At 70.7% G+C, this 22,138-nt stretch carries 17 protein-coding genes and 1 riboswitch; of the genes, 6 read left to right on the top strand and 11 right to left on the bottom strand.

The window, feature by feature from the left end; all coding sequences use genetic code 11:
* Positions 1-9: 9 nt before the first annotated feature.
* The 8 genes from catA to ACIRG9_RS13920 all read right to left on the bottom strand — a co-directional run bounded on the left by catA (position 10) and on the right by ACIRG9_RS13920 (position 7,179).
* Positions 10-693, bottom strand: a complete 684-nt coding sequence (catA, locus tag ACIRG9_RS13955) for a type A chloramphenicol O-acetyltransferase (protein ID WP_402854805.1) — start codon at positions 691-693, stop codon at positions 10-12.
* The gene (locus ACIRG9_RS13950; RefSeq protein ID WP_402854803.1) at positions 690-1,991 is read right to left on the bottom strand and encodes a sugar efflux transporter; all 1,302 of its coding nucleotides are present in this window, start codon (positions 1,989-1,991) and stop codon (positions 690-692) included. The genes catA and ACIRG9_RS13950 overlap by 4 nt, the downstream gene beginning before the upstream one ends.
* A complete protein-coding gene (prfH, locus tag ACIRG9_RS13945; protein ID WP_402854802.1) occupies positions 1,988-2,647 on the bottom strand; it encodes a peptide chain release factor H in 660 nt (219 codons plus the stop codon). The genes ACIRG9_RS13950 and prfH overlap by 4 nt, the downstream gene beginning before the upstream one ends.
* Positions 2,644-3,819: an RNA ligase RtcB family protein gene (locus ACIRG9_RS13940; RefSeq protein ID WP_402854800.1), complete on the bottom strand. Its 1,176-nt coding sequence runs from the start codon at positions 3,817-3,819 to the stop codon at positions 2,644-2,646. The genes prfH and ACIRG9_RS13940 overlap by 4 nt, the downstream gene beginning before the upstream one ends.
* Positions 3,820-4,002: 183 nt before the next feature.
* A complete protein-coding gene (locus tag ACIRG9_RS13935; protein WP_402854799.1) occupies positions 4,003-4,653 on the bottom strand; it encodes a lysoplasmalogenase family protein in 651 nt (216 codons plus the stop codon).
* Positions 4,650-5,477: a sterol desaturase family protein gene (locus ACIRG9_RS13930; RefSeq protein WP_402854797.1), complete on the bottom strand. Its 828-nt coding sequence runs from the start codon at positions 5,475-5,477 to the stop codon at positions 4,650-4,652. The genes ACIRG9_RS13935 and ACIRG9_RS13930 overlap by 4 nt, the downstream gene beginning before the upstream one ends.
* 3 nt (positions 5,478-5,480) lie before the next feature.
* The gene (locus tag ACIRG9_RS13925) at positions 5,481-6,203 is read right to left on the bottom strand and encodes a FadR/GntR family transcriptional regulator (RefSeq protein WP_402854795.1); all 723 of its coding nucleotides are present in this window, start codon (positions 6,201-6,203) and stop codon (positions 5,481-5,483) included.
* 100 nt (positions 6,204-6,303) lie between these two features.
* Entirely contained in the window at positions 6,304-7,179 is an 876-nt protein-coding gene (locus tag ACIRG9_RS13920) for an alpha/beta fold hydrolase (protein ID WP_402854793.1), read from the bottom strand.
* 239 nt (positions 7,180-7,418) lie between these two features.
* Here ACIRG9_RS13920 and htpG point away from each other — a divergent pair, with 239 nt between their 5' ends.
* Positions 7,419-9,311 carry a molecular chaperone HtpG gene (gene htpG, locus ACIRG9_RS13915; protein ID WP_402854791.1) on the top strand — a complete coding sequence of 631 codons (1,893 nt, stop codon included), beginning with the start codon at positions 7,419-7,421 and terminating at the stop codon, positions 9,309-9,311.
* A 63-nt stretch (positions 9,312-9,374) separates the two neighbouring features.
* Here the strand turns inward: htpG and ACIRG9_RS13910 are convergent, their stop codons facing one another.
* Together ACIRG9_RS13910 and ACIRG9_RS13905 are read right to left on the bottom strand one after the other, a co-directional pair.
* A complete protein-coding gene (locus tag ACIRG9_RS13910) occupies positions 9,375-10,382 on the bottom strand; it encodes a hypothetical protein (RefSeq protein ID WP_402854789.1) in 1,008 nt (335 codons plus the stop codon).
* Positions 10,383-10,504: 122 nt separating this feature from the next.
* On the bottom strand, positions 10,505-12,121 hold the full coding sequence (locus ACIRG9_RS13905) for an LLM class flavin-dependent oxidoreductase (protein ID WP_402854788.1): 1,617 nt from the start codon (positions 12,119-12,121) through the stop codon (positions 10,505-10,507).
* A gap of 194 nt (positions 12,122-12,315) precedes the next feature.
* Positions 12,316-12,488, top strand: a riboswitch (cyclic di-AMP (ydaO/yuaA leader).
* Here ACIRG9_RS13905 and ACIRG9_RS13900 point away from each other — a divergent pair.
* Positions 12,488-13,147 carry a transglycosylase family protein gene (locus ACIRG9_RS13900; RefSeq protein WP_402854786.1) on the top strand — a complete coding sequence of 220 codons (660 nt, stop codon included), beginning with the start codon at positions 12,488-12,490 and terminating at the stop codon, positions 13,145-13,147. Its footprint overlaps the riboswitch before it by 1 nt.
* A gap of 205 nt (positions 13,148-13,352) precedes the next feature.
* Positions 13,353-13,808, top strand: a complete 456-nt coding sequence (locus ACIRG9_RS13895) for a YbaB/EbfC family nucleoid-associated protein (RefSeq protein ID WP_402854785.1) — start codon at positions 13,353-13,355, stop codon at positions 13,806-13,808.
* A gap of 121 nt (positions 13,809-13,929) precedes the next feature.
* Here the strand turns inward: ACIRG9_RS13895 and ACIRG9_RS13890 are convergent, their stop codons facing one another.
* A complete protein-coding gene (locus ACIRG9_RS13890) occupies positions 13,930-15,984 on the bottom strand; it encodes a M4 family metallopeptidase (RefSeq protein ID WP_402854783.1) in 2,055 nt (684 codons plus the stop codon).
* A gap of 978 nt (positions 15,985-16,962) precedes the next feature.
* On the opposite strand from ACIRG9_RS13890, the gene ACIRG9_RS13885 reads away from it, so the two are divergent.
* From ACIRG9_RS13885 to ACIRG9_RS13875, 3 genes are read left to right on the top strand one after another with little or no spacing between them, the layout of a single operon-like run.
* A complete protein-coding gene (locus ACIRG9_RS13885; RefSeq protein ID WP_402854781.1) occupies positions 16,963-19,815 on the top strand; it encodes an OmpL47-type beta-barrel domain-containing protein in 2,853 nt (950 codons plus the stop codon).
* A gap of 19 nt (positions 19,816-19,834) precedes the next feature.
* On the top strand, positions 19,835-20,800 hold the full coding sequence (locus ACIRG9_RS13880; RefSeq protein ID WP_402854779.1) for a sugar phosphate isomerase/epimerase family protein: 966 nt from the start codon (positions 19,835-19,837) through the stop codon (positions 20,798-20,800).
* Positions 20,797-22,005, top strand: coding sequence for a multicopper oxidase domain-containing protein (locus tag ACIRG9_RS13875; RefSeq protein WP_402854778.1), 1,209 nt, complete (start codon positions 20,797-20,799; stop codon positions 22,003-22,005). Before ACIRG9_RS13880 ends, ACIRG9_RS13875 begins: the two co-directional genes overlap by 4 nt.
* Positions 22,006-22,138: the final 133 nt, after the last annotated feature.

Genomic DNA, 22,138 nt, shown 5'->3' with positions numbered 1-22,138 from the left:
CGTTTCGGCTCAAGGTTGCTGGCTCTGACCCAGCCAGGTCAGGTCTGAGACGAGGGCCTGCAGCTCGTTGACAAGCCGTGCCGAATGGAACCCGTCTACGGCGGCGTGGTGCACCTGTACTGCGAGGGGGAGCAGCACTCGGCCGTCTCGCTCGATGTAACGGGCCAGCGTGAAGATCGGCGCCAGGTGGTCCCAGCCATCGCCGATGTTGAGGTTGAATCCGGTGAAGGATGCCCACGGCAGGCTCGACACATCAAACGTGTTGGCCGGGCAGGATGCCTCCTGTGGGAAGAACTCGGTGGCGCGACTGTGTTCCGCGAGCAGGGCGGCGGCGTTGTCATGGAAAGCGCCGAAGTCAGGATCGTACGGCGCCCATACGCTCGCGAACGTCTCGCGCTCCGGGTTGAAGACCGTGAAGGACGGGTGCACGACAGACCAGATGGCCGGCTCGCCGGAAGCGGTGAGGCACATTTTGAACTCATCGTGCCGGTTGACGACCGTGGACAGCGCCCAGACCTGCGCGAAGTACGTCTTCCGTCGCGATTGACGCAGCGCTGCGGCGAACGCGGTGACGTCGAGCTCCACCGTCATCGAATACGTGCACGGAACGACCCGGCGGTAGTGCTCGAAGTGTTGCCGGCGCGGCCACGTGTCGAGGTCGATCGGGGTCGGAGCGTCCATCCGCTCGATCATGCCATTCCCTGGGCTTCGCCGGCGTGCGCCCTGGCGACACGTCCGGCGGCCGGCGGTCGGACGACGAGCAGGAGCAACAGGCCGGCAGCGCACAGCCCGGTGGACGCGCCGTACGCGAGGCGGAAGCCGTAGTGCTGTGCCAGGCCGAACAACGGACCGGCCAGCATCGCGCCGATCGGATGGCAGTTGGTGAACAGGGTGGTGGCCTGCCCGGGGCGCTGCGGCAGCAGATCCTGCATGTACGAGATGCCGATGCCGGACACCGCCGCGATGAAGGCGGCGTTGGCGAGCTGCCCGACGGCGAGCATCGCCAACGAGGAAGCGACGCTGGCGATCGCGTAGTAGGCGACGCCGCACGCGGCTCCGCAGAGCAGCAGCACGCGCACCCGGATCCGGGTACCCAGGGCGCCCAGGGCCAGCATCAGGGGGATCTCCAGGGCGGCGCAGAGGCCGAGGATGAGGCCGGCCTGGGCCGCGTCGCCACCGAGATCGGTGCTGATGAACAACGGGAGGGCCTGCACGGCCAGGGTCAGCGGGCAGCTCAGCATGACGAATGCCGCCACGGTCAGCAGCAGCGTCGACCGCGACGCGGCGGGGGCGCCGGTCGGTTGACCGCCGGTGGCGACTGCCGGGGTGCGGACCTGCCTCAGGCCGACGATCGACGCGAGCCCGGCGAGCCCGAACATGGCCGCCGCGCTCAGGTAGAGCGACCGGAACCCTCCGCTGCTCAGCAGAAGCGCGGCCACGGGTGGGCCAACGACCCACGAGAGCGAAAAGACCGTCCGCAGGGTGCTGATACCCATCGCGGCCCGACCGGGGTCCGCACCGGAGAGGACCTGACGGGCGTAGGCGAAGGCCTGCGGAAACAGCGCTGCGGAGAGCGGCGCCAAGGTCATGGCCAGCGTCACCAGGATCCAGTAGTCACGGATGAACGCGGTCACCGCCGCGTTGATCAGCCCGGCCAGCGAGGCCCCGACGAGCAGTGCCCGGCGGATCGCCCATCGATCCGACAGCCATCCGATCAGCGTGGCCCCGACCACGCCCGACAGTGGCGCGACCAGGAGAAATATCGTGATCCGGACCGGATCGGCATGCACCGCCGTACTGAGGAAGAGCGACAGGAAGGGCATGACCACGGCGTTCGCGATGCCGACGGCGAAGCACACCACGCCCAGCAGGAGCAGGGTGCGGACCGCGCCCGGCGGTCCGGACCGGGCCCCATCGGCCACCACGGGCTGCCACTTCAGGGCCGCCCCGGCGCCGGAGGCCGTCGCGGTCCCCGGGCGGACCGCGCTCACCGTCGCCTCGGCTGCGTCCGCCGCTGCGGCGGGTCCGGCTCCGACGGCTGCGGGCGTTCGACGCGGATGGGGTTGCCGCGTACCAGTTCGTCGTGCACGCGCCACCGGCCGGCGGTGACGGCGCGCCGGGCCGCCTCGTCACCGCGCTCGATGCGCCGGCGCAGCAGCTGCAGGGCGATACGGCGGTTGAGACTGAGCTGCCGTTCGGTGTCGACCACGACGACGAGGCCCGAGGGCCGATGGGTGGCCCGCACCGCCGTGCTGGCCTTGTTCCGATGCTGACCGCCGGGACCGCCGGTACGGCAGGCGACGATGTCGACGTCCGTCTCGGAGAATGTCGTGGCCGGGATGTCGACCTGGCACGGCCGGGCGATGACGTACCAGTTCTTCCGGCCGGTGCTCGCCCGGTAGGGGCTGGGGGCCTGCCAGCACAGCGTTCCGGACCAGGCGGCGGCGAACGCCTCCGCGTCGACGCCGGAGATTCGCACCACGGCCGACCGGTAGGTGTCGGGCCGGTCACCCGGCACGGTCTCGACCCGGTCGGTCGTCAGACCGTGCCCGGTGGCGTCGACCTCCAGCCGGCCCAGCAGCCGGGCCAGCGCCCAGGCGCACTCCTGCGGGCCGCGCCCGGCCGAGATGAGCAGGTGTACGTTCACGGCCGGCCTCGCCGGCGGTGGCTGTCACGGCGGTCGGTCCGGGGCGCGGACCCGACGTCGGGCGTCTTGTAGGTGACCAGGGGCACCGTGGTGGCCACGGGGGTGGCCAGGTCGTGTCCGACCAGGTCGCTGATCACCTGCTCGATGCGCTTGTAGGCGGTGGGCGCCTCCTCGAAGAGCAGTTGGCGGTCCCCGCACACCACCAGCGAGCCCACCGGGGTGCGGCGCAGTTCCTCGACGGTGTGCTTGGCCCGGCCGCGGCGCAGCGCGTCGGCGCGGGACATCTTGCGGCCCGCGCCGTGCGCCACCGAGTGGTTGGCGTCCGGGCCGGCATGGGCGGCCACGAGGTAGGAACGGGTGCCTCGCGTGCCGGCGATGAGCACGTCACGGCCGTCACCCGGCGCCGCGCCCTTGCGGTGCAGATAGACCCCGTCGCGGTGCTCGACCAGGTTGTGGCACTGGTCGACGATCGGCGCGGTGGTCTCGGCCCCCAGGGCGTGGGCGACCCGGGCGGCCAGCAGGCGCCGGTTCAGCGAGCCCCAGCGTACGGCGTCGTCGTGCATCGCCAGGTAGGCGGCGGCGTCGGGGGCGGGACCCGCGCCGTGGACCTCGGTGTGTTCCCGCAGGATCCGTTCGCCGAGCCCGCGGGAACCACTGTGTACGACGAGCACGAGGTCGCCCGGTTCGAGTCCGAGACGGCTCGCGTGCTGCGGCTCGAAGACGGTCTCGATCCGGGCCAGCTCGACGAAGTGGTTGCCCCGCCCGACCGTTGCGAGCCCTTCGACGTGACCGGCAGGAATGTCGCCGTCGGCGACGGCCCAGGCCGGGTCGTCGGCGTCCCGCTCGGGGTGCAGCGGGCGGTCGAGGTCGGGAAATCGGGCGGCGAGCCGTTCCGGTACGGCGCGCTTGAGTCTGATGGGGAACACGGCGATCCCGCACCCGATGTCGGAGCCCACCAGGAACGGGTACAACACGGTCGAGGCCATGGCCGCTCCGATGGGCGCACCCTTGCCGGGGTGCAGGTCCGGCATGGCGGCGACGTGGATCATGCCGTCGAGTGCGGCCACCTGGTGGCACTGCGCGAGGGCATCGGACTCGATCCAACTGATGGGGGAGGCGAAGACGGTTACGGTGGCCGTGGCGGAATGCGGCGGGGAGCTGTGCTGAGACAAAGACGCTCGCTTCTCGCAGAGAGGTGTGGACGGACGGCAGCAGGGCGCTGGTCGGCGCCGCCGGGCATCAGGGTGCTGGAGGGTGCTGGCCGTCAGAACGTCATGGCACCACCCTCGTGGAGCCCACCGAGCGTCGCAAGCGACTTTCGACCGCGCGGAAACCGTCCCGCCCAACCCCCTTGGTCAGGCGATCCGGAGCGGGTCCCGACCGACCGGCGACGGGCGGTCGGCGACGCTCGTCGCGGTGACCCAGCCGGTGGTGATCAGCAGGAGGGCCGCCGCGTACGTCGACATCACCAGCAGGCCCCGCCCGGGCAGGTGGAGGCCCGCGGCGCCCAGCCCGATCAGCAGGTCCGACCCGAGGAACAGCGCCCCGCCGGCTGCCACCCGCCGGGACACCCCGGCCGCGGCGGCGGCCATCAGGGACAGCGCCAGGCTGTAGCCGAGCACCGGCAGCCAGAGCGGCCCCAGCGTGCCCCGGAGCAGGACGTTGGCGCCAGCCCAGAGCGCCACGTACGCCAGCAACGCCGCGATGGGCGGCCGGCGGTGCCGGCGGAACGTGGTGAGCAGGGCGAGCTGGGTGACCAGGAAACAGCCCATGCCGGTCAGGAACGCGGCCTGGCCCGGCACCAGCAGGGCCACGTCGCCGGCGGTGGCGAACACCAGACCGACCGCGACGCCGTCGACCCGCCGCCGCGCCGACCACAGGTACGCCAGCAGCAGCGGTGCCAGCAGTGGTTTGGCCAACCACTCCGTGGTGGTCGAGTCCAGTGCGACGCCGACCAGTTCGACCACGGCGACGAGCCCGAACAGGGACAGCCAGGGACGTCTCACCGGGCCGGCTGCCAACCGGGACGGCCGAAGACGTAGCCGAGGCGGTGCCGCCAGGTACGGGCGGCGCGGGCGTCGGCCCAGATCGCGGCGAACTCGTGGGTGGCCACCCGCAGCGGGTTGTACGTATCGATGTTCTTGGTGAGCCCGTAGCGGACGGTGGCTCGTTCTGGCTCGAAGGTGCCGAAGAGCCGGTCCCAGACGATGAGGATGCCACCGTAGTTGCGGTCCAGGTATTCGGTGTTGGAGCCGTGGTGGACCCGGTGGTGGGACGGGGTGTTCAGGACCAGCTCGATCGGCCGGGGCAGCACGTTGATCCGCTCGGTGTGCAGGAAGAACTGGTAGAGCAGGCTGATCGACTGCTGTAGGAAGAGCATCCATGGCGGGATGCCGAGCAGTGCCAGGGGCAGCCAGAACGGCAGCGCGGTCATCGGCGTCCAGCTCTGCCGCAGCGCGGTGGAGAAGTTGTAGTAGACGCTGGAGTGGTGCACCACGTGGCTGGCCCAGAGCACGCGTACCTCGTGGTGCAGCCGGTGGAACCAGTAGTAGGCCAGGTCGTCGGCGAGGAAGAGCAGTACCCAGGTCGACCAGTGGGCGGGGGAGAGGTGCACCGGCGCCACCAGCCACAGTGCCGCGTAGAGGCCGGCGGTGAGCAGCTTCCATGGCACGCCGATGAGCTGGCTGCCCAGGCCCATCGACAGGCTGGTGGTGGTGTCGCGCAGCTCGTAGCCGCGTTCGCCGTCGTCGGGGAGGAACCGGTAGGAGACCGCCTCGATGATGATGAGCAACAGGAACGCCGGGACGGCGTAGAGCACGGCGGGAATCATCGCTCAGGCATCCCTTCCGGGGACGGGGGTGGTGGGGGCGGTGACCGGGGCGGTCAGCAGGGCCCGGGCGTGTCGGACGGCGGCCGCACCCTGGCCGGCCTCGATGGCGGCGGCGAGCCGGCGATGCCCCGCGACGTCGAGCAGTTCGGCGGCGCGCGCGTCAGGTGGGACGTCACCGATGGCGAAGGTGCCGGCCAGCAGGCTGTTGAACGCCAGCAGGTAGGCGGTGTTGCCGCTGCCCCGCACGATCAGCCGCCAGATCGCGATGTTGGCCTCGTCCATCCGGGGCAGGTCGGGTGCGAGCGAGCCGTACTCGTCGGCGGCCCGGACCAGGGCGGCGGTGACCGCCGGATCGCCGCGTTCGGCGCAGAGCCGGGCCGCGTCGATGCCGACGCAGGCCCGCATCTCCAGCATGTCGCGGACCAGCGTCTCGACCGGGAGTACGTCCGCCGAGCGGGCCAGCGAGAGCGCCAGGTCCAGCCCGGCGTGCACCCGCCAGTCCAGCACCCGGGTCGCGTCGCCCTGGCTGACCCGGACCAGGCCGAGCTGTTGGAGCCGGCGCAGCGCCTCCCGGACGGCGTGCCGGTTGACCGCGAACGCGGCGGCCAGCTCGCGTTCGCCGGGCAGTGTCTCCTCGGGCCGGTAGCGGCCGCTGACGATGGCGTCGCGGAGCTGGCCGAAGACGTGGTCGGAGACCGAGACGCGGGGGACCGGGGCGAAGGTCACCTCGGCAGTGTGACCCCCGACACATCAACCCGTCAACTGGTTGGACCAGTTGTTCCAGACCTTGCGGCCCGTGAACGGCCGCCACCGCAGCCCTTCGCGGTCAGCGCAGGAAGTCCAGCAGCAGCCGGGCGGTCTGTTCGGGGGCCTCCTCCGGGATGAAGTGCCCGACGGGAACGGGCTCGCCGCGAACGTCGTCGGACCACTCTCTCCAGATGGCCAGCGGGTCGTCGTACAACGTGGCGACCGACCCCCGCTGGCTCCAGAGAAAGAGCACCGGGCAGGCCAACTTCCGGCTGCCCCGGTCCGCCTCGTCCTGCTGGTAGTCCAGGGTCGCGGCGGCCCGGTACTCCTCACAGATGGCGTGCACGGTGGCGGGATCGGTGAACTTCCGTACGTACTCCGCCCGGATCTCGGCCGGGAAGGCGTCTTTCACCTCCGGCCAACTGTCGAGCATGAAGTTGACCAGGACGTCGGGCGCCGCGCCGATGAAGTGCTCGGGCACCGGCTCCGGTGCCGCCAGGAAGGACCAGACCCAGTATCCGAGGCTGAACTTCATCTCCGCCCGCCGGTAGGCGTCACCGGTGGGCACGACATCCATCACGGCCAGCCGGGCGACCGCGTCCGGAGCGTCCAACGCGAGCCGGTACGCACATCGTGCGCCACGATCGTGTCCGACGAGTCTGAACCGGTGGTAGCCGAGACTCCGCATCACTTCAATCTGGTCGCGAGCAGTCGCGCGCATGCTGTAGGGCTCGTGGTCCGGGGTGCTGGGCGGCTTGCCGCTGTCGCCGTAGCCCCGTAGGTCGGTGGCGACGACGGTGTAGTGCTCGGCGAGCTGCGGCGCCACCCGGTGCCACATGAGGTGCGTCTCGGGGATCCCGTGCAGGAGGAGGACGGGAGGACCGCTGCCGCCGCGGCGGCCGTGAATTGTCGTACCCGACGTCGTCAGGTCGAACTCCTCGAACCCGTCGAACACTGCAAGTCACCTCTGTCCGTGCTCAGGGAGCCCGTGTGTGCCCTTGAAGCTAATGGACGAAGGCCGCCTATTCCCGTGAAAGGAATATTCACCGCAAAATGCGGAAGTTGCTCGGGTCGTCGCGCAGGCCGAGGATGTCGGACCTGCTCGTGCCCCCGCCCGTACGACCCGGCGGTGCCGCCGCCGTCACGCCTCGTATCCTTTCCGGCGGAATCGTCGCCAGGTGGAAGGGAGTCGGTGTGAGCGACCGGGTCGAGACGTTGGAGTTCCAGGCCGAGGCTCGTCAGCTGCTTCAGCTGATGGTCCACTCGATCTATTCGAACAAGGACGTCTTCCTGCGCGAGCTGATCTCGAACGCGTCCGACGCACTGGACAAGCTGCGGCTGGAGTCGCTGGTCGACAAGGACCTCACGGTCGACACGGAGGACCTGCACGTCGAGATCGAGGTCGACAAGGAGGCCCGCACACTGACCGTGCGGGACAACGGCGTGGGCATGTCCCGCGACGAGGTGGTCAGGCTGATCGGCACGATCGCCAAGTCCGGTACCGCCGAGCTACTGAGCAAGCTGCGCGAGTCGAAGGACGCCGCCGCCAGCCAGGAGCTGATCGGCCAGTTCGGCGTCGGCTTCTACGCCACCTTCATGGTGGCCGACAAGGTGACCCTGCTGACCCGGCGCGCCGGGCAGAGCGGCGGCACCCGCTGGGAATCCAGCGGCGAGGGCACCTACGTGGTGGAGGAGATCGCCGAGGCCCCGCAGGGCACCTCGGTCACCCTGCACCTCAAGCCCGCCGACGCCGAGGACAACCTGCACGACTACACCGCCGAGTGGACGATCCGGGAGATCGTCAAGCGCTACTCCGACTTCATCGCGTGGCCGATCCGGATGACCGTCGAACGGTCGGGCGAGGACGGCGCCACCACCCACGAGGAGCAGACGCTCAACTCGATGAAGGCGCTCTGGGCCCGCTCCCGCGACGAGGTCGACGAGGCCGAGTACAAGGAGTTCTACCGGCACGTCGCGCACGACTGGGCCGACCCGCTGGAGACCATTCACATGCGGGGCGAGGGCACCTTCGAGTACGAGGCCCTGCTCTTCCTGCCCTCGCACGCCCCGCTGGACCTGTTCTCTCCGCAGGGCCGCCGCGGCGTGCAGCTCTACGTCAAGCGCGTGTTCATCATGGACGACTGCGACGCGCTGATGCCCAACTACCTGCGCTTCGTCAAGGGCGTCGTGGACGCGCACGACCTGTCGCTGAACATCTCCCGGGAGATCCTGCAGCAGGACCGGCAGATCCGCGCGGTCCGCCGCCGCCTGGTCAAGAAGGTCCTCGCGACCCTCAAGGAGATGTCGGCCGAGTCCTACCACACCTTCTGGGCGGAGTTCGGCGCCGTGGTCAAGGAGGGGCTGCTCGAGGACCCGGACAACACCGAGTCTCTGCTGGACCTGGTCCGGGCCGCCGCCACCCACGATCCGGCCGAGCTGACCACGCTGCGCGACTATGTCGAGCGGATGAAGGACGGCCAGTCGGAGATCTACTACGCCACCGGCGAGAACCGGGCCACCATCGAGAACTCCCCGCATCTGGAGGCGTTCCGGGCCAAGGGTTACGAGGTGCTGATCCTCACCGACCCGGTCGACGAGGTCTGGGTCGAGCGGGTCGGCCAGTACGACGGGAAGACGCTCCGGTCGGTGGCCAAGGGCCAGGTCGACCTGGAGACCGACGAGGAGAAGGAGAAGGCCGAGTCCGAGCGCAAGGAGTACGCCGACCTGCTCACCTGGATGACCGGCGCGCTCGCGGACAGCGTCAAGGAGGTCAGGCTCTCCTCGCGGCTCACCACCTCGCCGGCGTGTGTGGTCGGCGACGCGCAGGACATGACTCCGACGCTGGAGAAGATGTACCGGGCGATGGGGCAGGAGGTGCCGCAGGTCAAGCGGATCCTCGAACTCAACCCGACCCACCCGCTGGTCACCGGGCTGCGCAAGGCGCACGAGCAGGGCGGCGACTCCACCGCACTGACCGAGACCGCCGAGCTGCTGTACGGCATGGCGCTGCTCGCCGAGGGCGGGGAACTGGCCGACCCGTCCCGGTTCACCCGGATCCTCGCCGACCGGCTCGCTCGGGCGCTGTAGGGCCTGCCGCCTCCGCCGGCCGCGGCAGCCACGCCGTGGCCGGCGGACGGCACCTCCGCGCCCCTACTGGCTGGCGGTGGTGAGGGCCGCCGCGAGGGCTGCGGCCTTTTCCTTGCCGATCGCGGCGACGATCGCGGCGGCGGCGTCGGCCGGGGACTGCCCGCCGAGTGCCTGTACGGTCGCCGTCGCGATCGCGGCGGCGGTCGGTACGGCATGGGTGGTCTCGTAGAGGTCGTTCAGCACGCCCAGCGTCGACATGCCGGTGGGGATGCCGCGACCGACGTACTGCCAGGGCAGTGCGCGCATCTTGGCGGCGACGGTCGGGTCGGACAGGATCGCGGAGAATTCGGCGGGGGTCATGGTGTCGTCCTTCGTCAACAGTGCTCGCAGTTGGGCGAGCGTGCCACGGTATGCGTTGCAGTCGGTCTGTCCGGACGCGCCCGGGCAGGCGACGTTGGACCCGAACTGCCAGATCGACGGGGTCACCCCGCCGTACGCGGCCCAGCCGGGGCCGCCGTCCCCACCACCCCGCGGGTAGACGGCGGCGGGTGTGCCGGTGGGGTTGCCGCCGTAGTCGCTGGCGACCAGGGGTGCGTCGAGCGGCCGGAGGTCGGGCCGGCCGAGGTTGCCGTCCCAGTTCCATTTCGGCAGGTAGATCGCCAGCACCCGCTGGTCGACGGTGTGCCAGCGGTCCACGAACCGGCGTACGTCGTCGAAGCGCGGCCACAGTCCGTTGGCGACCAACTCCGGGTAGCGCTCGACGTCGAGCATCGCCCACACCGCGCCGATCCCGTCGAGGGTGCGGCGCAGGTAGTCGACCTGCCGGTTGGTGCTGGCCTGATCGCCCTTGATCAGGTTGTGGTAGCCGCCGATCACGTCGAAGCCGGCGCGGCTCGCGCCCTGCGCCATCTCGCTGACGTGCGGGCTGGACGGGTTGAACCCCTGCGGGTCGCCGTAGGTGGCTCGCAGGCACAGGACAGGGGAGGTGGCCCGGAGAACCGCCGCCCAGTCGAAAGTTCCCTTGACGCGGTCCCAGTCGTGATACGACAGGTCGGCATAGATCACAGCCATCGCCATCACCTCTGCAGCCCACCGTAGCTCGACCCATCTGACCTGCGCGAATGTGAAATTCGGTCGGTGAGATGGGTGATCTACCACTGCCGGACGGCCGCCGTCGCGCGGCCCTCGCCGGGTCAGACCTGGCCGGCGTAGAAGCCGTGGCGGGCCAGTGGTTCCACGATCTCTTGTTCCTCGTAGGACAGGTGCGACAACAGGGTGTCGGTGAGGACGTCCACCGCCTTCTGCAGCTCGGTGAAGTCGCCCGGGTTGCGGATCAGGTCGACCAGAGCCCGGTCCACACTCTCCACCACGTCGTGGATCACGACGTGCTCCGCCTCCAGCCGGTCGAGTACCGGGCCCAGTCCCGGGTCCGATCGTCGCAGGTGCGGGAAGACCGAGTTGTCCTCCAGCCCGTGGTGCTGGGTGACCACGGTGCAGTAGGCGGCGCAGTACGCGCCCAGTGTCCAGTTGTTCTGCCGCATGGTCATCTGGTTGAGCACGGCGCGGGCGGCGCCGGCGGAGACGACCCCGCGCTTGACCTGTTCGAGCAGGTCGCGCACCTGTGCCAGCTCCTGCCGCAGGTGGTCGTGCACGTCCACCAGGTGTGCTCCGACGGCCTGGGCCTGCGGGGTGTAGACGTGCCCGGCCGGGGCCGGAGGGGTGGCCGGACGGGTGGACTCGTCCCAGAGCTGGTGGTCGGTCAGCCGTACCCCGGAATCGGGGGTGGGGGTGACGGCGAGCGCGGTGGCGCGGCCGGCTGCGACCGCCTCGCGCTGCTCCTCGGTGGCCTCGGCGCGGCTGCCGGGCTCGGCGCGCTCGGCGGCGACCAGCTCGCGCACCGCGGGCGCCACCTCCTGCGCGAAGAGCTGGATCGCGGTGGGGTCGTCGGCGCCGAGGATGAACGTGGAGATGCCGTGGTCCAGCGTGAGCCCGGCGAGTTCCTCCACCCACTGCTCGGGGGGTCCGGCCAGGAAACCGGTGGAGGAGCGGGTGAACCGGCCGGAGACGTTGAGCAGCCGCCGCACCGTGCGGGGGTCGCGGCCGGCCGCCTCGGCGCCCTCGTCGACCAGGGCGTTCATCCCCGTCAGCTCGGCCGGCCCCTTCGACAGGTACGCCAGCGACGGCAACCAGCCGTCCGCCGCGCGCCCGACCAGCCGCAACATCCGCGGCTTGTACGCGCCCACCCAGATCTCCACCGGGTGCGCCGGCGCCGGCCCCCGCTTCGCCCCGACCACCCGGTAGTGCTCGCCCTCGACCCGGACCATGCCGCGCTGCTCGGCGTCCCAGACCTCGCGGATCACCTGGATCGCCTCGTCGAGGGCGTCCACCGCCTGCCCGGGGGTCAGCCGGCGCCCGCCGACCGCCTCGATCGCCTCCCAGAACGCGCCGGCCCCGAGGCCCAGCTCGACCCGGCCGCCGGTGAGCAGGTCCAGGCTGGCCACGCTTCGTGCCAGCACCACCGGCTGGCGCAGGGGCAGGTTCAGCACGTTGCCGGCCAGCCGGATCCGACTGGTCGCCGCGGCCACGAACGACATCAGCGTCCAGGTGTCCAGGAAGCCCGGCTGGTACGGATGGTCCTGGAAGGTGACCAGGTCGAGGCCGGCCTGCTCGCAGAGTTTGGCCAGTGCCACCACCTGCTCCGGCTGGCCCGCCGTGGGGGTGAGGAAGCCCCCGAAGATCAGCTCGTGTCCGTGGTCGGTCATCGCCCCCGCCTGCTGGTCCAGCCCGGCGATCGTGCCGGACCTCGCCACGGTAGTCCTCAAGGGAGAACGCGGCCTCTCCGGCTTCGTCGTCTCCGACCGGGCGCGGCTTGTAAGGCACCTTCGGACGGTGCGCAACTCGTCCGGGGGCGCGTTCGCTCGGCCGGGTGAAGAACTTCACAAGAAGTGGTCGATCATCCGAAATCGTCCCTAACGTCGTTTGTGTTCGCGATCGCGGACACCCCGGGCCGGCAACGCCTAATCCCGCCGCCGGCCCGCGGTACCTGGACCTCAGGCGGGAGCGGGGGACCCACATGTTCCTCGGTGCTCGACACCTCGGGGTGAAGCCGCCGTCCGGCGGCCGGGCTCCTCGGCCCGAACCCGACAGCTCACCTCGTCGGCGTGGAGGAAACCCACATGGCAACTGAATACGTCGCACGTCGCCGACGCGTCACCCAGCGTCGGGTCGCCGTCGGAGCGCTCGTCGCCGGTGCCGCCACGGGCGCGGCCACCATCCTCGGGCCGATCGCGCCGGCCAGTGCGTCCAGCGTGAACTGGGACGCCATCGCGCAGTGCGAGTCCGGCGGCAACTGGCGCATCAACACCGGCAATGGCTACTACGGCGGCCTGCAGTTCTCGAAGGGTACCTGGAACGGCTACGGCGGCCAGCGGTACGCCAGCCGCGCCGACCTGGCCAGCCGCGGTGAGCAGATCGCCATCGCCGAGAAGGTGCTCGACGGTCAGGGCATCGGCGCCTGGCCGGTCTGTGGCAAGAAGAGCGGATCGACCAAGCACTACTCGTCCAGCTCGGGCAACGGGTCGAAAAAGTCGTCCAGGAAGGCCACCAGGGACCGGTCGTCGGGGAACCACAGCTCCACCACCCGCAGCCCCCGCTCCGCCACGCCGAGCAGCGGTAGCGCCGGCGACTACGTGGTCAAGCCCGGTGACACGCTGTCCGAGATCGCCGAGGCCCACCACCTCTCCGGTGGCTGGCCGGCGCTCTACGAGCGCAACGAGCGCGTGGTCGGCGACAACCCGGGTCTGATCTTCCCGGGCCAGCGGCTCGACCTGCGCTGACGTCGCCGGAGGCCCACGTACGACGAACGCCTGGCCGGGATTCCTGGCCGGGCGTTCGTCGTACGGCGGCCGTCCGGTGCTGCCGAAGGTGGGTCGGGGCTGCTCGCCGTACCGGCGGACCTTCTGACACGGTGCGCGCATCGTCGCCGTCGGGCGTGGTTGCTAAGGTCACGATGCTCCGGAAAGACGTGAAGAAAGCGCGGCTATGACCAACGAACCGTTCTCCGCGGCCGCGAGCCTCGACGAACTGCTCACCCAGACCCAGCAGGCGCTGTCCTCGATGCGGTCGCGGGCCGTCGAGCACCCCGACGGCGACCCGGCGCGGTTGCTCCGCGCCGAGGGCTCCGCAGCCGACGGCCGGGTCCGTGCCGTGGCTGTCCAGGGTGGCCGGCTCGAGTCCGTCACTGTCGATCCGCAGCTGGCCGAGGCGGGCGTCGAGGCGGTCTGCGGGCACGTGGTGGAAGCCGTGAACGCTGCCCTCGCCGACCTCGACGCCCAGGTCAGCGCCTCGGCGCGGGCCGACGTCGACGCCCTGGCCGCGCGGCTCGGCGGGCTCCAGGGGCAGTCGGTACGGCAGATGGAGCTGTTCAGCCAGGCGATGGAGGACGTGGTGGCCCGGCTCAACCGCGGCGGCGACGCGGGCGCCCGGGCGGACGGCTGAGGCGAGCGTCGTCGCCGGCGGCCGGCGACGCGCGCGGCGCCCTTCAGACGGACGAGGCAGCCGCTGACGCGACGAAGCGGCCGGCCGTCGGGAGGACGACGACCGGCCGCTTCGTTCGTGATCAGGAGAGGTTGACCGCCGTGTCGTCGATGACGAAGGAGGTCTGCAGAATGCTGTCCTCCGCGCCGGTGAACGAGATGGTGGCGGTGGTGCCGGCCAGCGACGAGATGTCGAAGGACTTCTGGACGTAGCCGGAGGCCGCGTTGGCGTTGGAGTAGGTGGCCAGGGTGGTGCTGCCCGCCTTCACGGTCAGCTTGTCGTAGGCCGTGGAGCCCGACTCCGAGGTGTCGATGTGCAGCCAGAAGGTGAGGGTCGCCCGGCAGCCGGACGGGATCGTCACCGACTGCGACAGGGTGTCGGTGTGGGTGGTGCCATAGCCGTCCAGCCACGCCTTGTACGAGCCGCTGTGCGCCGCCTGGCCGGTCGAGTTGGTGATGACGCCGGAGGTGGTGGTCCAGCTCACATTGCCGGACTCGAAGCCCGGGTTGGCCAGCTTCTGGCCGGAGCAGCCCGAGGGCGGGGTTGTCGTGGCGGTCGGGGTCGGGGTCGGCGAGCCGCTGGTGCAGGTCGGGTCACCGGACTGCGCCGGCACGCTGACGGCGTCCCAGGCGGCCTTGACGGTGTTGAACTCGGTGCAGCTGCTCGGGTAGAGATTCTTCGCCGCCTGCAGCGTCCAGGTGCGGTACTTCAGGTACGACGAGGACGTGGTCTTCAGCAGCATCGCGTTGTACATGATCTTGATGGCCGTCTGGATGCCCAGGCCGGTCACGCTGCTGCCGTTGCAGGTGGTGCTGGTCGGCTGGCCGTTGGTCGGGTTGCTGCCCATGGCCAGCAGGTAGAACCAGTGGTTGCCGGGGCCGGCCGCGGCGTGCACCTCGGTGCTGGGGATGCTGCTGGAGTAGCAGTTCGGGTCGCCCAGCGCCGACGGGTTGTACATGTTGCGGATCGGGCCGCTGCCGACCAGGTTGATCTTCTCGCCGACCAGGAAGTCCGGCGCGTCGTACGCGGACGGCTCGTTGGCGAACCACTCGGTCGCGGCGCCGAAGGTGTCGGCGACGAACTCCTGGGTGCCGCTGCCGGAGATGCCGCCGGGGGTCTTGTCGTCGATGCCGTGGCCGATCTCGTGGGCCACCACGTCGAGCGAGCCGATCCACTGCCCTGCGGTGTTCTTGCCGATCTGGACCTGGGTGCCGTCGTAGTAGGCGTTCTGGTCGTTCAGGCCCACCCGGATCGGCCACGCGCCGCCGCTGCCGTTGGCGCCGTTGCGGCCGAGCCACTGCGAGAGCATCTTGTGCTCGGTCTGCGCGGCGAACAGCGCGTCGACGCAGCCGGTCTCCTTGTTGGTGGCGGTGCCGTTGCCCCAGACGTCCGTCGACTTGCTGAACGTCGTGTTGTTGGCGGCGTCCTGGCAGCTCAGGTTGGTGACGCTCGGGTCCTTCATGGAGTAGGTGCTGCCCGAGAGCGTGGTGTTGAGGGTGAGCGGGCTCGGGCCATTCCACGCGCCGGTGCCGGTGCCGTGCACGATGTGCTCCTGCGTACGCAGGACGGCGCCGGTCAGCGCGTCGACGTCGACGGTGAGCCGGCTGGGGCCCTCGGCGTCGGTGCCGCGGACCGTGGTCTCCCAGGCCAGGGCCGGCTGGGCGCCGAGCGTGTAGACGACCAGGGCGGTGCCTTCGACGGTGCTGACCGTCTTGAGCTGGCCGCGCGCGGTCTTCGCGGCGGCGGCCGAGGTCACCTTCGGCGTGATGGCGAGGCTGCCGATGCTCCGCTGCTGGGCGACGGAGGCGTACTTCAGGTTGCCGGCCGTGTCGGTGGCCAGGACGAAGTCGCCGCCGACGACCGGCAGGCCCTTGTAGGTGCGCTCGTAGGGCACGTACTGGGTGCCCTCGGAGGAAATGACCTGCTGCTGCACGAACGCCTCGTCGGCGCTGGCGTGCAGGTAGGCGGGCCGGCCGGCGACCAACGCGCTGGCCGAGTTGGCGGCGAGCGCGCGGGCCTGGGCGGGGTCAGGGGTGGAGCTGGGGGGCGCGGCCTGCACGGCCGCGGCGGTGCCGGCGGCGATCAGGCCGGCCGCGACCGCGCCCGAGAGCGCGGCGAGGCGGGGTGAGAGCTTCACGGGGTGTGCTCCTGTTCCTGGGCACGCGGAGCCCGGTCGGGGGCGCGTGACGTGGGGTAAAGAGGCGAGGTGACGGTCGGTCTCCGGAGCTGCCGGCGTGGCCCCGGTTCGACAGATCGACCGTCCGAGCCGCCGGGGGTTGGCGGACTCGCTGGAGCACAATCACACGGCCCCGGTCGGTGAGCAATGGGCGAGCGGTGCGACGAACCCTTGTCGATCACCGCCCGGCGCCCCCGATCCAACAAAGCCATGATCTTCGATAGCCACTGATCAGGGCTGATGTTCTCCTCAGTGGACCGCGAGCCGCCCGATACGCGACCAATGCCGCTATCCGCTGATGGTGCGTGTTCGCCCCTCGGTCAAGATGTGGATCAGGCGTGAGCCGTCCGGGCCGTCCGCCCGGCCGAACGGGTGGCCGACGGTCGTCCATGTCGGTCGGTGCGCATCTCCGTTCGACCGGGGGTCCCGCCAGGAGTCTGGCGACCACTTTCGTCGGTTGTGAGGAAAAGTAATCACGTGGAAGACGAAAGGTGTGGACAGGATGACGGGAAGTTAGTAGGGTCAAGCCCTATCAATATGTTTCGTCGAGAGGAACTACCGGCACGGTAGCTCTCGACTGTGGTACCTCGGGCGGCGCAACACGTTCGGGACCACGACCGGCCAGGGATGGCCTACCCCGGGTCAACGCAACACAGCGATCGGGCGCGGCACGCGCCACCGGTCGACCGATGTCCGTACCCGACGAATCCATCAGCTCTGCTGCACCGCCGTGCCCGTCGAGCGGCGGATCTCGGCCCGCCGTCGATGTCGGGGCACCAATCCACCACTTCGGACGACCGTGGCGCCGGCCACGGCCGGTGATCCCGTGCGGCCCAGGGAGGGGTCGTAGGCCCATGACCAGCCAGAACGGCTCCGTCGGACCGACCGCACCCAGGCACGCTCCGCCCGCTGCTCTCCGGATCGTGAAAGAGGAATCTGATGAACCCACATCCACCGCGGAGCCGGCTCGGCGCGAGCCGGCTCCGGAGAACGATGGCCGCCCTCGCCACGCTGGCGTTGCTGGCCACCGGCCTCTCCGCCGCGCCGGCGAACGCGCGGCCGGCCGGCCCGGAACGCTCCGCGCCGGCCGCTGCGCCGGCGCCCCTCCAGGCCCAGGTGCTGACCTGGACGGCGGGGGACAACTTCCTCGCCTACCGGTCGGCGCCCACCACCGCGGTCGCCGGACCGGCCACCCTGGTTTTCGAGAACAGTGCCGCCACCGGCAACACCACCGGGATGCAGCACACCCTGACGTTCGAGACGTCGGATCCGAGGTACAACAGCGACGTCGACGTGAACATCCTGGCCGATCCGACGGACCGCAACGGGGGTCGCTGGACGGTCGACGTGGTGCTCACTCCGGGCACCTACCGGTACTTCTGCGCGATCCCCGGCCACGGCGGGATGACCGGCCTGTTGGTCGTCAGCGGCGGCAGTTCGGACACCACGCCGCCGACCGTGACCGCTTCGGTGACCGGTGACAAGAACGCGGACGGCGCGTACGTGGGCAGCGCGACGGTCACCCTGACCGCCTCCGACAGCGACTCGGGTGTCGACCGCGTCGAGTACGCGCTGGACGGCGGCGGGTACGGCACCTACACCGCGCCGGTCACGGTGACCCAGCGGGGGCAGCACACGGTGACGTATCGGGCCACGGACAAGGCGGGTAACACGTCGTCGCCGCAGCAGGTGTCGTTCACGGTGGTGGATCCGCCGGTGCCGGACACCACGCCGCCGACCGTGACCGCCACGGTGACCGGTGACAGGGACGCGGACGGCGCGTACGTGGGCGGCGCCACCGTGACGCTGAGCGCCTCGGACGCCGACTCGGGGGTGGACCGGGTCGAGTACTCCCTCGACGGGCAGCCCTACGCCGGCTACACGACCCCGGTCACGGTGACCCAGCCGGGGCAGCACACGGTGACGTATCGGGCCACGGACAAGGCGGGCAACACGTCGTCGCCGCAGCAGGTGTCGTTCACGGTGGTCGACCCGCCGGCGCCGGACACCACGCCGCCGACGGTCACCGCTTCGGTGACCGGGCAGCGGGACGCGGACGGGGCGTACGTGGGTGGTGCGACGGTCACCGTTTCCGCGGTCGACACCGAGTCGGGTGTCGACCGGATCGAGTACGCGCTGGACGGCGGCGCCTACACCCGGTACTCGGCACCGGTGACGGTGACCCAGCGGGGGCAGCACACCGTGGCGTACCGGGCCACGGACAAGGCGGATAACACGTCGTCGCCGCAGCAGGTGTCGTTCACGGTGGTCGACCCGCCGGTGCCGGACACCACCCCGCCGACCGTCGCCGCCTCGGTGACCGGGCAGCGGGACGCGGACGGGGCGTACGTGGGCGGGGCAACCGTCACCGTCTCCGCGACCGACACCGAGTCGGGCGTCGACCGGATCGAGTACTCCCTCGACGGGCTGCCCTACGCCGGCTACACCGCCCCGGTCACCGTCAACCAGGTCGGCCCGCACACGGTCAGCTACCGGGCCACCGACAAGGCGGGTAACACGTCGTCGCCGCAGCAGGTGTCGTTCACGGTGGTCGACCCGCCGGTGCCGGACACCACGCCGCCGACGGTCACCGCTTCGGTGACCGGGCAGCTCGACGACAACGGGGCGTACGTGGGCAGCGCCACCGTCATCCTCACCGCCGCCGACAGCGAGTCGGGCGTGGATCGGGTCGAGTACTCCCTCGACGGGCAGCCCTACGCCGGCTACACCGCCCCGGTCACCGTCGACCGGCCGGGCCAGCACACGGTGAGTTACCGGGCCACCGACAAGGCCGGCAACATTTCCGGCACCGCCTCGGTCGCCTTCACCGTGGTCGGCAGCGGGCCGCAACCGGACTGTGTCAAGGACACCCGGCCCACCGTCTGGCTCGGCACCGTGGACAGCGGGGTACCCAACCGGGTCGTCGAGGGCGACTGCACCATCAACAACGTCATCGAGGACGAGGGCACCTGGCCCAACCACGGCCAGTTCGTCTCGTACGTCACCGCCGTCGCCGGGCACCTGCACCACCTGGGCGTCATCAGCCACCAGGAGCACGGCAAGCTGGTCAGCGCCGCCGCCCGCTCCGGCGTCGGCAAGCCGGACACGAAGAACGGCTACCAGGCGATCCTCGACAACACACCCGCGTCCTTCAACCGGTGGCAGCAGGTCGGCGCGGGCGGCTTCACCCGTAACGCCGACGGGTCCGTCACCAGCAAGCCGCTGTCCGGGCTCGGCATGCTCTGGTACCCGGTCACCGCGTACGGTGACTTCTCCCTGAAGCTGCAGTGGCGCGACGACGCGCCGGGCGACGGCCGGGCCAACAGCGGCGTCTTCGTCCGCTTCCCCGACGTGCGCAAGCATCCGGCGGAGCCCCGCCCCGAGTGGGTCGCCATCAAGTACGGCCACGAGATCCAGATCCTCGACCGGCCCGACGGCGACCAGTACAAGAGCGGCTCGGTGTACGGGTTCGACCAGGTCGGCCTGGCCGGCGCGGGCGTCACCCCGAAGGGCACCTGGAACGACTACGAGATCCGGGTCGTCGGTCAGCACTACTCCGTGTTCCGCAACGGAAAGCTGATCAACGAGTACGTCAACCGTCCCGACGCCGTCTTCAGCCCACCCCGCGCGGACGACCCCGGCGGCGCCGGCCGGCAGCACGCCACCGGATACATCGGCCTGCAGAACCACGGCACCGAGGACGTCATCAGCTTCCGCGACGTCCGGATCGCCCCGCTGACCCCGTGCTGCCCCGACGGGGCGCCGGGCGGCGGCTCGAACACCTGCTGCTGAACGAGCGAAAGGAACCACCATGGCAAGGAACAGGATCGACCGGCGGACGCTGCTGCGCGGCCTCGCCGGCTCCACGGTCGCGGTCAGCGCGGCCAGCCTCGCCGGCACCATGCCGGCCGGGGCCGACCAGGGCGGCCAGGGCAACCTCATCCCTCGTGGACACCTGGGCATCCAGCTCTACAGCGTCCGCGACAAGATCGCCGAGATCGGGTTCGCCGCCGTCTTCGAGGAACTGTCCCGCATCGGCTATCGGGAGGTGGAGTTCGCCGGCTACGCCCAGGGCTCGGTGGGCGCCATCACCCCGGAGCAGATCCGCCGGCTGCTCGACGACAACGGGCTGAAGGCGGCCGGCAGCCACCGAGGGCTGAACGACTTCCGCACAAATCTGGAGTGGGAGCTCGACGTCGCCGAGACCCTCGGCATGCCGGCGATCGGCACCGCCGAGGCGCCCACCGGCAACCGGACCATCGCCGGATACCAGGCCGCCGCCGCCGAGTTCAACGCCTGGGGCGAGGCCGCGACGGCCCGCGGCCTCAAGCTCTACCAGCACAACCACACCATCGAGTTCAGCTTCGCGACGGACCGGCCCGACCTGCGGCTGTACGACCTCTTCCTGGAGCTGACCGACCCCCGGTACGTGTTCCTGGAGATGGACATCCTGTGGGCGTACGGCGGGGCACGGAAGTACCCGGGCTTCCGCCCGGTCGACTACGTCAACGCCCACCCGCACCGCTACCCGCTGTTCCACGTCAAGGACGGCGTGCCGCTGCCCGACCCGCAGCAGGGCAACTCCTACCTGGACGTGGAGTTCGGGGCCGGGGTCATCCCGTTCACCGAGTTCTTCGGCGAGCTGAAGGGGCGGGGCCGTTTCGAGTTCCTCTGGGAGCAGGACTCGGCACCGGGCGCGCAGCCGAACCCGCCCGGTTCGCTGGGTGCCGCCGAGCGCAGCTACCAGCGTATGGCTGAGCTGAGAGGTGTCCGATGAGCGCCTGGCGGTTGGTGGAGGGCACGGCCCCCGATCCCCGGCCGGCGTCCGACGCCGCGCCGCGGCCCGCCGAAGCGGCCCGGCCCGAACGCCCGCGAACCGGCGCCCGGCGGATGCTGGTCGTGGCGGCGGTCGCGCTGCTCACCCTCGTCGGCGCCGGTGGGCTGGCCGCCGCCGGGACCGGGATGTTCGCCGAGAAGCCCGACGGCTGCGGCAAGCCCGACCGCAACATCCAGTTGTACGCGGTGGAACTGCCCAGGGACGGCACCCAGATCCGGATCGGCTACGGCCTCACCCCCCAGACGGCCTCCTACCCGGGCCCGTTGATGGAGATGATGGAGGGGGAGTGCCTCGCCATCACCCTGCACAACCAGGTGTCCGCCGAGACCCTGGCGGCGCTGCGAACCGATCCGGCGCACCCACTGGGTGTCTCGCTGCACGTGCACGGGGTGAAGTACACCCAGCTCTCCGACGGCACCGTGCAGAACGGTTCGTACGTCCCGCCAGGCGAGTCGCGGACCTACACCTGGTACGCCCAGCCCCGCAACAACAAGACCGGGTCGCAGGGCACGGCCGGCTACTGGTGGTACCACGACCATGTGGTCGGCGGTCCGCACGGCACCCAGGGCCTGTCCGCCGGCCTCTTCGGCGGCCTGGTCGTCCGCCGCCCCGGCGACCCGAAACCGGACCGCACCTACACCGTGGTCTTCGGTGACCGGCAGAGCATCAACCTGCGTCGCGGCGAAGCCACCGACACCTGCACCGAGGCGAACCCGCAGCCCGGCCCCACCTGCCTGGTCGCCCGCAAGGGGGAGCGGGTCGAGTTCGTCGTGGTCGGGATCGGCAACGACATGCACACCTTCCACCTGCACGGGCACTCGTGGGCGGACACCCGTACCGGGGTGGTGCCCAACGGGCAGCCGTTCGCCGACTCCGTACCGGTCATCGACAACAAGACGCTCGGCCCGGGTGACTCCTTCGGCGTCCAGGTGGTGGCCGGCGACGCGGTCGGACCCGGGCACTGGATGTTGCACTGCCACATGCAGTTCCACTCCGACGCCGGCATGTCGACGATGCTGCACGTCCTCGACGAGAACGGGAACATGCCGCCCGGAATGGGCCACCAGCACCCGGCCGCCGCCCCACCCGCCACCGCCGGTGGTGCCGCGGCGCCCGCCACCGACGGGCAGCACCAGCACAGCTGACCCACCAACCCACCGCCGCACCGGCCACCCGACCCGGGTGGCGCCGGCGGCCGCAAACGCCCCGCTCCGGTGAGCGCCTCACTCTCACCGGCGAGGGGACGCCCGGAAGAACCCTCAACCCAGGAGGAGTCGA

Origin of the sequence: Micromonospora sp. NPDC093277 (assembly GCF_044765245.1) — a bacterium.
GTDB lineage: Bacteria > Actinomycetota > Actinomycetes > Mycobacteriales > Micromonosporaceae > Micromonospora.
Note: the sequence above shows the minus strand (reverse complement) of the source record. Positions and strands in the feature narration are given on the sequence as shown.

Bases quoted from the DNA above. Each gene is read 5' to 3' on its own strand.
- ACIRG9_RS13880 (WP_402854779.1), top strand. From the start codon at position 19,835: ATGGCAAGGAACAGGATCGACCGGCGGACGCTGCTGCGCGGCCTCGCC.
- ACIRG9_RS13930 (WP_402854797.1), bottom strand. From the start codon at position 5,477: ATGATTCCCGCCGTGCTCTACGCCGTCCCGGCGTTCCTGTTGCTCATC.
- ACIRG9_RS13910 (WP_402854789.1), bottom strand. From the start codon at position 10,382: ATGGCTGTGATCTATGCCGACCTGTCGTATCACGACTGGGACCGCGTC.
- ACIRG9_RS13875 (WP_402854778.1), top strand. From the start codon at position 20,797: ATGAGCGCCTGGCGGTTGGTGGAGGGCACGGCCCCCGATCCCCGGCCG.
- ACIRG9_RS13895 (WP_402854785.1), top strand. From the start codon at position 13,353: ATGACCAACGAACCGTTCTCCGCGGCCGCGAGCCTCGACGAACTGCTC.
- ACIRG9_RS13885 (WP_402854781.1), top strand. From the start codon at position 16,963: ATGAACCCACATCCACCGCGGAGCCGGCTCGGCGCGAGCCGGCTCCGG.
- ACIRG9_RS13900 (WP_402854786.1), top strand. From the start codon at position 12,488: ATGGCAACTGAATACGTCGCACGTCGCCGACGCGTCACCCAGCGTCGG.
- catA (WP_402854805.1), bottom strand. From the start codon at position 693: ATGATCGAGCGGATGGACGCTCCGACCCCGATCGACCTCGACACGTGG.